The sequence below is a fragment of the Enterobacter sp. RIT418 genome (genome assembly GCF_003057745.1).
Lineage (GTDB): Bacteria > Pseudomonadota > Gammaproteobacteria > Enterobacterales > Enterobacteriaceae > Enterobacter.
The window spans coordinates 76,263-88,923 of record NZ_QBJD02000016.1; the positions used below are offsets into that span (position 1 = coordinate 76,263).

12 protein-coding genes are annotated in these 12,661 nt (G+C 56.2%); 3 read left to right on the plus strand and 9 right to left on the minus strand.

Features of this window, described 5'->3' with window-relative positions; genetic code table 11:
* Positions 1 to 12 precede the first annotated feature (12 nt).
* Positions 13 to 759, plus strand: coding sequence for a phosphopantetheinyl transferase (locus DBY73_RS17710; RefSeq protein ID WP_112012380.1), 747 nt, complete (start codon positions 13 to 15; stop codon positions 757 to 759).
* A 36-nt stretch (positions 760 to 795) separates the two neighbouring features.
* Positions 796 to 1,362, plus strand: coding sequence for an NADPH-dependent FMN reductase (locus tag DBY73_RS17715; RefSeq protein ID WP_112012381.1), 567 nt, complete (start codon positions 796 to 798; stop codon positions 1,360 to 1,362).
* A 61-nt stretch (positions 1,363 to 1,423) separates the two neighbouring features.
* Here the strand turns inward: DBY73_RS17715 and adeP are convergent, their stop codons facing one another.
* Positions 1,424 to 2,761 (minus strand): adenine permease AdeP, encoded by a 1,338-nt coding sequence (gene adeP, locus DBY73_RS17720; RefSeq protein ID WP_146745787.1) that lies wholly within the window; start codon positions 2,759 to 2,761, stop codon positions 1,424 to 1,426.
* Between the two features lie 166 nt (positions 2,762 to 2,927).
* On the opposite strand from adeP, the gene yieH reads away from it, so the two are divergent.
* The gene (gene yieH / locus DBY73_RS17725; protein WP_112012383.1) at positions 2,928 to 3,593 is read left to right on the plus strand and encodes a 6-phosphogluconate phosphatase; all 666 of its coding nucleotides are present in this window, start codon (positions 2,928 to 2,930) and stop codon (positions 3,591 to 3,593) included.
* 92 nt (positions 3,594 to 3,685) lie between these two features.
* Here yieH and phoU read toward each other — a convergent pair whose 3' ends face one another.
* The 8 genes from phoU to DBY73_RS17770 all read right to left on the minus strand — a co-directional run bounded on the left by phoU (position 3,686) and on the right by DBY73_RS17770 (position 12,660).
* Complete coding sequence (phoU, locus tag DBY73_RS17730; RefSeq protein ID WP_008500182.1) at positions 3,686 to 4,411, minus strand: phosphate signaling complex protein PhoU; 726 nt, start codon at positions 4,409 to 4,411, stop codon at positions 3,686 to 3,688.
* Positions 4,412 to 4,424: 13 nt separating this feature from the next.
* Positions 4,425 to 5,198: a phosphate ABC transporter ATP-binding protein PstB gene (pstB, locus tag DBY73_RS17735; RefSeq protein ID WP_008500183.1), complete on the minus strand. Its 774-nt coding sequence runs from the start codon at positions 5,196 to 5,198 to the stop codon at positions 4,425 to 4,427.
* A gap of 47 nt (positions 5,199 to 5,245) precedes the next feature.
* Positions 5,246 to 6,136 (minus strand): phosphate ABC transporter permease PstA, encoded by an 891-nt coding sequence (gene pstA / locus DBY73_RS17740; RefSeq protein ID WP_112012384.1) that lies wholly within the window; start codon positions 6,134 to 6,136, stop codon positions 5,246 to 5,248.
* Entirely contained in the window at positions 6,136 to 7,095 is a 960-nt protein-coding gene (gene pstC / locus DBY73_RS17745; RefSeq protein WP_112012385.1) for a phosphate ABC transporter permease PstC, read from the minus strand. The genes pstA and pstC overlap by 1 nt, the downstream gene beginning before the upstream one ends.
* A 128-nt stretch (positions 7,096 to 7,223) precedes the next feature.
* Positions 7,224 to 8,264, minus strand: a complete 1,041-nt coding sequence (pstS, locus tag DBY73_RS17750; protein ID WP_112012386.1) for a phosphate ABC transporter substrate-binding protein PstS — start codon at positions 8,262 to 8,264, stop codon at positions 7,224 to 7,226.
* Positions 8,265 to 8,540: 276 nt separating this feature from the next.
* Positions 8,541 to 10,370, minus strand: a complete 1,830-nt coding sequence (glmS, locus tag DBY73_RS17755) for a glutamine--fructose-6-phosphate transaminase (isomerizing) (RefSeq protein WP_112012387.1) — start codon at positions 10,368 to 10,370, stop codon at positions 8,541 to 8,543.
* 361 nt (positions 10,371 to 10,731) lie between these two features.
* Positions 10,732 to 12,102: a bifunctional UDP-N-acetylglucosamine diphosphorylase/glucosamine-1-phosphate N-acetyltransferase GlmU gene (gene glmU, locus DBY73_RS17765; protein ID WP_112012389.1), complete on the minus strand. Its 1,371-nt coding sequence runs from the start codon at positions 12,100 to 12,102 to the stop codon at positions 10,732 to 10,734.
* 138 nt (positions 12,103 to 12,240) lie between these two features.
* Positions 12,241 to 12,660, minus strand: coding sequence for a F0F1 ATP synthase subunit epsilon (locus DBY73_RS17770; protein ID WP_006177560.1), 420 nt, complete (start codon positions 12,658 to 12,660; stop codon positions 12,241 to 12,243).
* Position 12,661 lies beyond the last annotated feature (1 nt).

Genomic DNA, 12,661 nt, shown 5'->3' on the forward strand with positions numbered 1-12,661 from the left:
AAGGAGCGAAAAATGGCTACGCATTTTGCACGTGGAACGCTGAAAGAGGGACGGCTCGTGTCGCCCAGAATGTCTTCTGCCTGCCACGATGAGGCACGTAATCTCCCCGAACATCGCAGGACGCGTTTTTTAGCTTCCAGAGCACTTCTCGCCGAACTGATGTTTATGCTGTACGGCACCGGCGAGCTGCCGGATATGATTACGCAACCCGAAGGCCGGCCGGTCTTTGCCAACCCCGAACTCCCTCGTTTTTCCATCGCCTACGCGGGCAATATTGTGGGCATTGCTCTGACCACCGAAGGTGACTGCGGGCTGGATCTCGAGCTTCAGCGCGCCACGCGCGGTTTCCACGTCCTTAATCCGCATGAAGATTATCCGCTTTCCAGTAATGAAAAGCTGTGGATACGCAATCAAAACGATCCCGCTGAGGCTAAGGCTCAGCTCATCACGCTGCGCCAGAGCATTCGCAAGCTTTGCGGCTGCGCATCAGACGACGCCAGCCTGCTGCAGCTTCTCCCCGGCTCGGGACGGCTGCGCGCAACAAAAGCGGCGCGCATCGAAGCGCTCAGCGACGCAGAGGATGTGCTAATTTGGTCGATTGCCGTCACGCCGGCCATTGAGCGGCTGAAAATCTGGGAGTTTGACAGCACCCGCGGATGGCGTAGTCTTCCGGAGGTGCCCGAGCGCGCCAACGAGCCCGCCGCACGCCTTATGCGGCTGACCAGTTTACCCGCAGAAAAAGCATTTACCCTTAGCTGATCCATTCCGGATCACCATGATGAAACAGGAGTAATCATGTCTGATACGTTGAAAGTTGTTACGTTACTGGGGAGCCTGCGCAAAGGTTCATTTAATGGAATGGTCGCTCGCACGCTGCCGCAGCTGGCCCCCGCGGGAATGGAGATTGTCGCACTGCCTTCCATTGGCGATATCCCGCTCTATGATGCCGACATGCAGCAGGAAGAGGGATTCCCGCAGAGCGTGGAAGCAATTGCAGAACAGATCCGCCAGGCGGACGGCGTGGTCATCGTTACACCTGAATACAACTACTCGGTTCCCGGTGGCCTGAAGAACGCGATTGACTGGTTGTCCCGTTTGCCGGAACAGCCGCTTTCCGGAAAACCGGTCTTGATTCAGACCAGCTCAATGGGCGCCATTGGCGGCGCACGCTGCCAGTATCACCTGCGCCAGATTCTGGTATTCCTGGATGCAATGGTCATGAACAAGCCGGAATTTATGGGCGGCGTGATTCAGAATAAAGTCGACCCGCAGACGGGTGAAGTGGTAGATCAGAGCACGCGCGACCATCTGAGCGGACAGCTGACGGCGTTCGGGGATTATATTAAGCGGGTGAAGGCATAAGCCGGAGCGGCCCGTTGCCCTCACCCTAACCCTCTCCCACAGGGAGAGGGAACAAACCTGTTTATTTGGCGTCGATAAACACAATCTTCAGCACGAACAGCAACGCCACCACGATCACGCACGGGCTGAGCTCGCGGAAGCGACCGGTACCGATCTTCATCACGCAGTAGGAGATGAAGCCCAGCGCGATACCTTCGGTAATCGAGAAGCTAAACGGCATCATGACGGCGGTAATAAACGCCGGTACCGCTTCGGTTAAATCTTCCCACTTCACGCGCGCCAGGCTTGAGGTCATCAGCACGCCGACGTAAATCAGCGCACCGGCTGCCGCATACGGTGGCACCATTCCTGCCAGCGGAGAAAGGAAGATCACCAGCAGGAACAGCAGGCCAACCACTACCGCCGTCAGCCCGGTACGACCGCCCACGGACACGCCGGAAGAGGATTCAATGTAAGCGGTAACAGAAGACGTGCCGATGAACGAACCGGCCACGGACGAGACGCTATCCACAAACAGCGCCTGCTTCATGCGCGGGAACTTGCCTTTCTCGTCAGCCAGGCCCGCTTTGTCGGTGACGCCGATCAGCGTGCCGGAAGAGTCAAACAGGTTAACCAGCATGAAGGAGAAAATTACGCCCGCCAGGCCGAGGTTCAGCGATCCTGCCAGGTCAACGTGACCAATAACGGTAGTGACGCTCGGCGGCGCGGAGACGATGCCGCTATAGTGAACGTCGCCCAGCATCCAGCCCAGCAGCGTGGTCACAATTATCGAGACCAGCACCGCGGCGTGAATGTTACGCGACGCCAGAATGGCGATGATAAAGAAGCCCAGCACGCCCAGCAGCACGCCGTGGGAGGCCAGGTTGCCGATGCTTACCAGCGTTTCCGGGTTCGCAACGATGACGCCCGCGTTCTTCAGGCCCATCATGCCGATGAACAGCCCAATACCGCTGGTGATGCCCACGCGCAGGCTGACAGGGATATTGGCAATCATCCAGTAGCGCACGCGGAAAATGGTCAGCAGCAGCAGGCCAATGGCGCCCCAGAAGATCGCGCCCATGCCCACCTGCCACGGCAGGCCCATGGCCTGAACCACCACGAAGGCGAAGAACGCGTTTAAGCCCATTGCCGGAGCCAGTGCGACCGGCAGGTTAGCAAACACGCCCATCAAAATGCTGCCCAGCGCGGCGATCAGGCAGGTGGTCACGAAGACGGCGCTGGTGTCCATACCGGCCACGCCCAGAATCTGTGGGTTAACAAAAACGATATAGACCATCGTCAGGAAGGTAGTAAAACCGGCGATCACTTCGGTGCGTGCCGTTGTGCCGTGCTCGCGCAGCTTAAACACGCGCTCAAGCAAACCCTGACCAGACGTCTGGGTAGTGTGTTGTTGACTCATCATCAATTTCCGAACAAGGAGGGAAAATTCGTCGCTATCCTATACCAAAATGCGACAATAAGGGCAGTTACGGGATACTTTTTTTCATTGATTTTGCTTATACGGCAACGATTGCGTCTCGTAAAACAGCAGTACGTAAACGTTAAACTTGTTAAAAGGGAAAGGCATGTCCGGAATTGAAGCGGTATTTTTCGACTGCGACGGTACGCTGGTCGACAGTGAGGTCATTTGTTCCCGCGCGTATGTCGCTATGTTTCAGGAATTTGGCATTACGCTCGATCTCGACGAGGTGTTCAAACGCTTTAAGGGCGTGAAGCTCTACGAGATCATCGACATCATTAACGAAGAGCACGGTGTGGATCTGGCGAAAGCGGATCTGGAACCGGTGTACCGCGCCGAGGTCGCACGCCTGTTCGACTCCGAGCTGGAGGTGATTGCCGGTGCGAACGCGCTGCTGGATGCGATGACGGTGCCGATCTGCGTGGTTTCTAACGGTCCGGTCAGCAAAATGCAGCATTCGCTGGGCAAGCTGGAGATGCTGCACCATTTCCCGGACAAGCTGTTCAGCGGCTACGATATCCAGCGCTGGAAGCCCGATCCGGCGCTGATGTTCCACGCGGCGAAAGCGATGAACGTCAACGTAGAGAACTGCATTCTGGTGGATGACTCTTCTGCGGGGGCGCAGTCGGGAATTGATGCAGGCATGGAGGTGTTTTACTTCTGCGCCGATCCGCACAACAAGCCGATCGATCATCCAAAGGTGACGACCTTTACCGATCTGGCGCAGCTGCCTGAATTGTGGAAGGCACGCGGGTGGAATATTACTCGCTGATTTTTCCCCTCACCCCGACCCTCTCCCAAAAGGAGAGGGAGAAAACCAATTTGTCCCCTCTCCTTAGGGAGAGGGTTAAGGTGAGGGTAAAATCACTCTTTCGGATCTTTCCCCGCCAGCAGCTTGTCCAGCTCGTCGCCGCCGACGTGACGGAAATCCTGCCCCTTCACGAAGTAGAAGATGTATTCGCAAATGTTCTGGCAGCGGTCGCCGATACGCTCGATGGAGCGCGCGCAGAACAGGGCGGTCAGCACGCTTGGAATAGTACGGGAGTCTTCCATCATGTAGGTCATCAGCTGACGCACGATGCCTTCATACTCCTGGTCGACTTTCTTGTCTTCACGGTAGATACGCACCGCTTCGTCCAAATCCATACGCGCAAACGCGTCCAGCACGTCGTGCAGCATCTGCACGGTGTGGCGGCCCAGCGACTCCAGGCTCACCAGCAGCGGCTGGTGCTGCTGGGAGAATTTCTCCAGCGCGGTGCGGCAGATTTTATCCGCAACGTCACCGATGCGCTCCAGCTCGGCGATGGTTTTGATGATCGCCATCACCAGACGCAGGTCGCTCGCCGTGGGCTGACGCTTGGCGATAATGCGCACGCACGCTTCGTCGATGGCGACTTCCATCATGTTGACGTTTTTGTCGCCTTCAATGACGCGCTTCGCCAGCTCGCTGTCCTGGTTGTGCATCGCCGTAATCGCATCAGAAAGCTGCTGCTCGACCATGCCGCCCATGGTCATCACCTGGGTACGAATGCTTTCCAGCTCTGCGTTGAACTGGCCTGAAATGTGTTTGTTAAGATTGAGGTTGTCCATGATTCACTCCAAATCAACCGTAGCGGCCAGTAATGTAATCTTCGGTTTGTTTCTTCGCAGGCTTAGTGAACAGATCGTCCGTGTTACTGAACTCAATCAACTCACCCAGGTACATAAACGCCGTGTGGTCGGAGCAACGCGCAGCCTGCTGCATGTTGTGGGTCACGATCACCACGGTGTAGTCCTGCTTCAGCTCGGTGATCAGCTCTTCAATGCGGCCCGTTGAGATCGGGTCAAGCGCGGAACACGGCTCGTCCAGCAGCAGCACTTCCGGGCGAATGGCGATACCGCGCGCAATGCACAGACGCTGCTGCTGGCCACCGGAGAGAGAGTACCCGCTCTGGTGCAATTTATCTTTGGTTTCGTTCCAGAGTGCGGCCTTGGTCAATGCCCACTGCACGCGCTCGTCCATATCCGCGCGGGAAAGCTTTTCGAACAGGCGCACGCCAAACGCGATGTTGTCATAAATCGACATCGGGAACGGCGTCGGCTTCTGGAATACCATGCCCACTTTTGCGCGCAGGAGGGCAATATCCTGAGCCTGGGTCAGAATGTTTTCGCCGTCGAGGATAATTTCACCTTCGGCGCGCTGCTCCGGATAAAGCGAATACATTTTGTTAAAGGTACGCAGCAGGGTGGATTTACCACAGCCTGACGGACCGATGAATGCCGTAACCTGGTTCTTCGCGATATCCAGATTGATATTCTTCAGGGCATGGAATTTGCCGTAGTAGAAGTTCAAATCACGAACCTGAATCTTACCCGGGGCAGTATCAACCATACTCATTGACTCATTTCCTCATTCGGCGCCGCGAAGTGCCGCGCCGTAAAAATTTAACCGTGTTTCTTCTTCGCGAAAATGACGCGCGCCAGAATGTTCAGTAACAGTACGCAAAGGGTAATGATCAGCACCCCGGCCCACGCCAGCTGCTGCCATTCCGCGAATGGGCTCATCGCAAATTTAAAGATCGTCACCGGCAGGTTGGCGATCGGCTGCATCATGTCCGTACTCCAGAACTGGTTGGAGAGGGAGGTAAACAGCAGCGGAGCCGTTTCACCGGCGATACGCGCAACCGCCAGCAGGATGCCGGTCATGATCCCGGAGATAGACGCTTTCAGCGTAATCGCGGAGATCATCTTCCACTTCGGCGTGCCCAGCGCGTAAGCCGCTTCGCGCAGGCTGTCCGGCACCAGCTTCAGCATGTTCTCGGTGGTTCGTATGACGATGGGCACCTGCAGCAGCGCCAGCGCAATCACGCCCGCCCAACCGGAGAAGTGTTCCATCTGCGCCACCACCACGGTGTAAACGAACAGGCCGACGACGATAGACGGCGCGGACAACAGAATGTCGTTGATGAAGCGAATCACTTCCGCCAGCCAGGATTTGCGTCCGTACTCGGCAAGGTAAATCCCGGCCATGATGCCCAGCGGCGTACCGAAAACCGTCGCCCACAGGATCAGCAGGCCGCTGCCCGCCAGGGCATTCGCCAGACCCCCGCCCGCCGTGTTTGGCGGCGGCGTCATTTCGGTGAACAGCGCCAGAGACATGCCGTCGATGCCGCGGGTAATCGTGGACATTAAAATCCAGATTAGCCAGAACAGGCCGAACGCCATCGTCGCCATGGAGAGCGTCAGCGCGATGCGGTTTTTGAAGCGGCGCTTCGCCTGCATTTTGCGGCGGGATTCCGCCAGCTCCGCGGTGTTTTGCATTTCGAGAGTTGCCATTAGCGCGCCCCCTCGTTTTTAGCCAGACGCATAATCATCAGCTTGGAAATCGCCAGTACGATGAAGGTAATCACAAACAGGATCAGGCCCAGCTCCATCAGCGCCGCTACGTGCAGCCCGGACTCGGCTTCGGCAAATTCATTCGCCAGCGCGGAGGTTATGCTGTTACCCGGCATGTAGAGCGAAACGCTGTCCAGCTGGTAGGTATTACCAATGATAAAGGTCACCGCCATGGTTTCACCCAGCGCGCGGCCTAAGCCCAGCATAATGCCGCCGATGACTCCATTTTTGGTGAACGGAAGCACGATGCGCCAGATGACTTCCCAGGTGGTGCAGCCAATGCCGTAGGCCGACTCTTTCATCATCACCGGGGTTTGTTCGAAGACGTCGCGCATGACCGCCGCAATGTACGGAATAATCATGATGGCGAGGATCACGCCCGCGGCCAGAATGCCGATACCGAACGCCGGGCCAGAGAACAGGGCGCCGACAAACGGAATCGCGGAGAGAACGTTACCGACCGGCTCCTGGAAGTAGGTCGCGAACAGTGGCGCAAAGATAAACAGGCCCCACATGCCGTACACGATACTGGGGATCGCGGCCAGCAGCTCAATGGCGATGCCCAGCGGGCGTCTCAGCCAGCCCGGCGCCAGCTCCGTCAGGAACAGGGCAATGCCGAAGCTCACCGGAACCGCAATCAGCAGGGCGATGAACGAAGTCACCAGCGTGCCGTAAATCGGCACCAGCGCACCGTAGATATCGTTCGGCGCATCCCACTCTTTGGTCCACAGGAAGGCGAAACCGAATTTCTGAATGCTCGGCCAGGAGGAGAAAATCAGAGACACGATAATGCCGCCCAGCAGCAATAGCACAATCAGCGCAGCCAGTTTGACCAGCGCGCTGAAAATCATGTCACCTTTTTTACCCGGAGGGTTAAATGCAGGCTTGGTTGCAGCCATAAATTACTCTTCTTTATGTGACGTCTTACGAATATGCCCGATGGCGCTCGCGCATACCGGGCCTACAGCCGGAGCCGTAGGGCGGGTAAGCGCGAGCGCTACCCGCCATCTTCGTCAAAAATATCCTGTTAGTACAGCGCTTTACCGCTGCTGTCTTTCACGTTGGTTTTCCATGCAGCACGAATCTGCTCAACCACGTTGTCTGGCAGGCTAGCGTAGTCCAGGTCGTTAGCCTGCTTGCCGCCGTTTTTGTACGCCCAGTCGAAGAACTTCAGCACTTCGGCGCCCTGCTCAGGCTTCTTCTGATCTTTGTGGACCAAGATGAAGGTGGTAGAGGTGATTGGCCACGCGTCGTCGCCCTTCTGATTGGTCAGGTCCTGAGCGAAGGATTTGCTCCAGTCAGCGCCTTTCGCGGCGTTAGCGAAGTTCTCTTCGGTCGGGCTCACCGGCTTACCATCAGCAGAAACCAGCTTGGTATAGGCCAGGTTGTTCTGCTTGGCATAGGCGTACTCTACGTAACCGATAGAGCCCGGCAGACGCTGGACGAACGCGGCGATACCGTCGTTACCCTTACCGCCCAGGCCGGTTGGCCAGTTCACGGTAGAGCCAGAGCCGACTTTAGATTTCCACTCGTCGTTCACTTTCGCCAGGTAGCTGGTGAAGACGAAGGAGGTGCCGGAACCGTCAGCGCGGCGAACCACGGCGATGTTCTGCGAAGGCAGCTTAACGCCCGGGTTCAGCCTGGTGATGGCTTGGTCATCCCACTTTTTGATTTTGCCCAGGTAGATGTCGCCCAGGGTTTTGCCGTCCAGCACCAGCTCGCCTGATTTCAGGCCAGGGATGTTAACGGCCAGCACAACGCCGCCGATCACGGTCGGGAACTGGAACAGGCCTTCCTGATTCAGTTTCTCATCAGACAGCGGAGCGTCTGAAGCGCCGAAATCAACGGTGTTAGCGGTAATTTGTTTTACGCCACCGGAGGAGCCAATACCCTGATAGTTAACCTTGTTACCGGTTTCTTTCTGATAGGTATCTGCCCATTTGGCATACACCGGCGCAGGGAAGGTTGCACCCGCGCCCGTCAGGCTTGCTGCTGCAAACGCAGAGAAAGCACTCATCGATAAGGTCGCGGCGACAACAGTTGCGACAGTGGTACGCATAACTTTCATAATGTCTCCTGCAGGATTTTCGTAAATCGTTGTTTAAGTGGCTACGATGAGCAAAATAGGACAAACAGGTGACAGATAAATGTACGAATTATGACAGTTTTATGACAACGGAAATTTCACTTAAAGTTAAGTGAAAAATCATATATTTATCATTATCTTAAAGAAGGATATGACAGTGTGTTTTCAGTAATATTTTCTTTATGTGACACTGAAAAAATAGCTGAAAATGACAGATTGTCATAAAAAAGCTCCACCCGAAGGTGGAGCCTTGAGGGATTATTCTACGGTGACGGACTTCGCCAGGTTACGCGGCTGGTCAACGTCGGTGCCTTTAATCAGCGCGACGTGATAAGCCAGAAGCTGCAGCGGAACGGTGTAGAAGATTGGCGCAATGACCTCTTCTACATGCGGCATCTCGATGATGTGCATGTTATCGCTGCTGGCAAAACCGGCATCTTTATCAGCGAAGACGTACAGCACGCCGCCGCGGGCGCGGACTTCTTCGATGTTAGACTTCAGCTTTTCCAGCAGTTCGTTGTTAGGTGCGACAACGATAACCGGCATATCCGCGTCGATCAGCGCCAGCGGGCCGTGCTTCAGCTCGCCCGCCGCGTAGGCTTCCGCGTGAATATATGAGATCTCTTTCAGCTTCAGCGCGCCTTCCAGCGCAATCGGATACTGATCGCCACGGCCAAGGAACAGGGCGTGATGTTTGTCAGAGAAATCTTCCGCCAGCGCTTCAATGCGCTTGTCCTGAGACAGCATCTGCTCAATACGGCTCGGCAGCGCCTGCAGGCCGTGAACAATGTCATGCTCAACGGACGCGTCCTGGCCTTTCAGGCGCGCCAGTTTCGCCACCAGCATCAGCAGAACGGTCAGCTGAGTGGTAAATGCCTTAGTCGATGCCACGCCGATTTCGGTGCCTGCTTTGGTCATCAGCGCCAGATCGGATTCACGCACCAGCGACGAGCCGGGAACATTACAGATAGCCAGCGAGCCCAGGTAGCCCAGCTCTTTAGAAAGGCGCAGCGCCGCCAGGGTGTCCGCCGTTTCACCAGACTGAGATAAGGTGATCATCAGGCTGTTGCGGCGTACGGCGGATTTGCGGTAGCGGAACTCTGACGCAATTTCCACATCGCACGGCACGCCCGCCAGGGATTCAAACCAGTAGCGAGAGACCATGCCGGAGTTGTATGAGGTCCCGCAGGCGACGATCTGAATATGCTCTACTTTGCCGAGCAATTCGTTGGCGTTGGCGCCCAGTTCGCTCAGGTCCACCTCGCCGTGGCTGATGCGCCCGGTCAGCGTGTTCTTAATAGCGTTCGGCTGCTCGTAGATCTCTTTCTGCATGTAGTGACGGTAAGCGCCTTTGTCGCCCGCGTCGTACTGCAGGTTGGATTCGATCTCCTGACGCTTCACCTGTTCGCCTTTGGTATCGAACACGGTCACGCTGCGGCGCGTCACTTCCGCGATATCGCCCTCTTCGAGGAAGATAAAGCGACGGGTCACCGGCAGCAGCGCCAGCTGGTCAGAAGCGATAAAGTTTTCGCCCATGCCCAGACCGATAACCATCGGGCTACCGGAACGCGCGGCCAGCAGGGTAGAAGGGTCACGGGAATCCATGATCACCGTACCGTACGCACCGCGCAGCTGAGGTATCGCGCGCAGCACCGCTTCACGCAGCGTGCCGCCCTGTGCCAGCTCCCAGTGAACCAGGTGAGCAATCACTTCGGTGTCGGTTTCAGAGACAAAGGTATAGCCGCGCGCTTTGAGTTCTTCGCGCAGCGGTTCGTGGTTTTCAATAATGCCGTTATGCACCACCACGATGTGTTCAGACACATGCGGGTGCGCGTTACCTTCAGACGGTTCGCCGTGCGTCGCCCAGCGGGTGTGCGCGATACCGGTGCCGCCGTGCAGTGGGTGTTCTTCCGCGGCCTGAGCCAGCATTTGCACTTTACCGAGACGGCGCAGGCGGGTCATATGCCCTTCTGCATCGACAACGGCCAGACCGGCCGAGTCGTAGCCACGGTATTCCAGACGACGTAAACCTTCGAGAAGGATTTCAGCAATATCACGCTGCGCAACTGCGCCAACAATTCCACACATATTTTAGATTCCGAATTTAGGCATGATGCCTGCGTTGTCGCTGACCTGTATTTACCCTACGTCTTTCACGCTGCGGCTGCGTTGGCTTCTCGTACTCGCCACGGTCACTTACTTAAGTAAGCTCCCATGGACTCATACGCTTGCCGCCTTGCCACAACGCGAAATCCTTTGGGTAACGCCCTTTCCGGGCACCCCGAGCCTTGTAGAGAGTGGGGTTATTGTTATGGGTACTGCTTGTGGGGGGAGGATTATATTATCCCCTCACCCCGGCCCTCTCCCCAAAGGGGCGAGGGAGAAAAACACCGCACCGAACAATCCCCTCTCCCCTTTGGGGAGAGGGTTAGGGTGAGGGGTAAATCCGTTACTTCTTCTTCACCGGGCGTTTCCAGCCCTGCTTGTGCACCTGCGGCACGCGGCTTAGCACTAACTCGTTATCCGCCACGTCACGCGTCACGGTCGTCCCGGCAGCAATAGTCACGCCGTTACCTACGGTAACAGGCGCCACCAGCTGCGTGTCGGAACCGACGAACACGTCATCGCCAATGATCGTTTTAAACTTGTTGGCACCGTCATAGTTACAGGTAATGGTACCTGCACCAATATTCACGTTATCGCCAATTTCCGCATCGCCCAGATAGGTCAGATGACCGGCCTTGGAGCCTTTACCCAGACGTGCCTTCTTCATTTCAACGAAGTTACCCACGTGAGCGCCTTCCAGCAGCTCAGCCCCCGGGCGCAGGCGGGCGAACGGGCCAATAGTGCAGGCCGCTTCCAGATGGGCATCTTCCACCACGCTGTACGGGCTGATTTCACAGTCGTCACCGATGACGCTGTTTTTGATCACGCAACCTGTACCAATTTTGACGCGGTTACCGAGCTGGACGTTGCCTTCAACGATAACGTTAGTATCAATTTCAACGTCGCGCCCGTGGGATAGCGTACCGCGCAGATCGAAACGCGCCGGATCGCGCAACATCACGCCCGCCAGCAGAAGCTTTTCGGCCTGCTCGGACTGATAAATACGCTCGAGGCGGGAAAGCTGCAGGCGGTTGTTTACGCCTTCCGTTTCGCTGATGCGCGCCGGATGAACGGCGGCAATTTCACGGCCTTCCTGATACGCCATCGCGATGATGTCGGTGATGTAGTATTCACCCTGCGCATTATTATTGTTGAGGTTTGACAGCCAGCGCTTCATGTCTGCGCCGTTGGCAATCAGGATGCCGGTGTTGATTTCCTGGATCTGGCGCTGCGCGTCGGTGGCATCTTTATGTTCGACAATACCGGTCACGTTGCCGTTTTCACGCGTGATGCGGCCATAGCCGCTCGGATCGTCCAGCACGACGGTAAGCAAGCCAATGCCGCCCTGCGGCTTGGCTTCACGCAGGCGAGTCAGCGTTTCAACGGAGATCAGCGGGACGTCGCCGTAGAGCATCAGAATGTCTTCATCATCGGCGAAGAACGGAGCCGCCTGCTGCATCGCATGGCCGGTACCCAGCTGTTCTGCCTGAAGCACCCAGTTGAGCTTGTCATCACGCAGCGTTGCTTTCAGCAAATCGCCACCGTGACCGTACACCAGGTTGACCTGACGCGCGCCCAATTCATTTGCAGCATCAATAACATGCTGCACCATCGGCTTTCCTGCCAGCGTGTGAAGCACCTTGGGAAGATCGGAATACATGCGGGTGCCTTTGCCTGCGGCAAGAATGACCACGCTCATCGTATTGTTCAACATACGCGTCCTGACTGTAATTTAAGTGAGAAGTAAAAACGTTTGATGCTCAAAATTCTACATCTTTTTCATCATGAATTAAGGATGAAAAAAAAAGCCAGCCTGGGAACCAGACTGGCTTTTGTGCTTTTCAAGCCGGTGTTACATCGCTTTTTTGGTCAACTCGATAACGCGCAGTTTCGCGATCGCTTTGGCCAGCTCCGCAGACGCCTGAGCGTAATCCACGTCACCATGAGAGCTGCTAATGTGCTCTTCAGCCTTACGCTTCGATTCCAGGGCTCGCGCTTCGTCGAGATCCTGTCCACGGATAGCGGTATCGGCCAGAACGGTCACACTGCCAGGCTGCACTTCAAGAATGCCGCCAGACAGATAGATAAACTCTTCGTGACCGAACTGTTTAACGATGCGGATCATACCAGGCTTAATGGCGGTGAGCAGCGGTGCGTGCCCTGGGAAAATACCCAGTTCACCTTCACTACCCGTTACCTGGATTTTCTCGACCAGACCAGAGAACATTTGTTGCTCTGCGCTGACGACGTCCAGGTGGTAAGTCATTGCCATA

Bases quoted from the DNA above. Each gene is read 5' to 3' on its own strand.
- pstA (WP_112012384.1), bottom strand. From the start codon at position 6,136: ATGGCAACTCTCGAAATGCAAAACACCGCGGAGCTGGCGGAATCCCGC.
- DBY73_RS17710 (WP_112012380.1), top strand. From the start codon at position 13: ATGGCTACGCATTTTGCACGTGGAACGCTGAAAGAGGGACGGCTCGTG.
- adeP (WP_146745787.1), bottom strand. From the start codon at position 2,761: ATGAGTCAACAACACACTACCCAGACGTCTGGTCAGGGTTTGCTTGAG.
- DBY73_RS17715 (WP_112012381.1), top strand. From the start codon at position 796: ATGTCTGATACGTTGAAAGTTGTTACGTTACTGGGGAGCCTGCGCAAA.
- pstB (WP_008500183.1), bottom strand. From the start codon at position 5,198: ATGAGTATGGTTGATACTGCCCCGGGTAAGATTCAGGTTCGTGATTTG.
- pstC (WP_112012385.1), bottom strand. From the start codon at position 7,095: ATGGCTGCAACCAAGCCTGCATTTAACCCTCCGGGTAAAAAAGGTGAC.
- glmU (WP_112012389.1), bottom strand. From the start codon at position 12,102: ATGTTGAACAATACGATGAGCGTGGTCATTCTTGCCGCAGGCAAAGGC.
- phoU (WP_008500182.1), bottom strand. From the start codon at position 4,411: ATGGACAACCTCAATCTTAACAAACACATTTCAGGCCAGTTCAACGCA.
- DBY73_RS17770 (WP_006177560.1), bottom strand. From the start codon at position 12,660: ATGGCAATGACTTACCACCTGGACGTCGTCAGCGCAGAGCAACAAATG.
- glmS (WP_112012387.1), bottom strand. From the start codon at position 10,370: ATGTGTGGAATTGTTGGCGCAGTTGCGCAGCGTGATATTGCTGAAATC.
- yieH (WP_112012383.1), top strand. From the start codon at position 2,928: ATGTCCGGAATTGAAGCGGTATTTTTCGACTGCGACGGTACGCTGGTC.
- pstS (WP_112012386.1), bottom strand. From the start codon at position 8,264: ATGAAAGTTATGCGTACCACTGTCGCAACTGTTGTCGCCGCGACCTTA.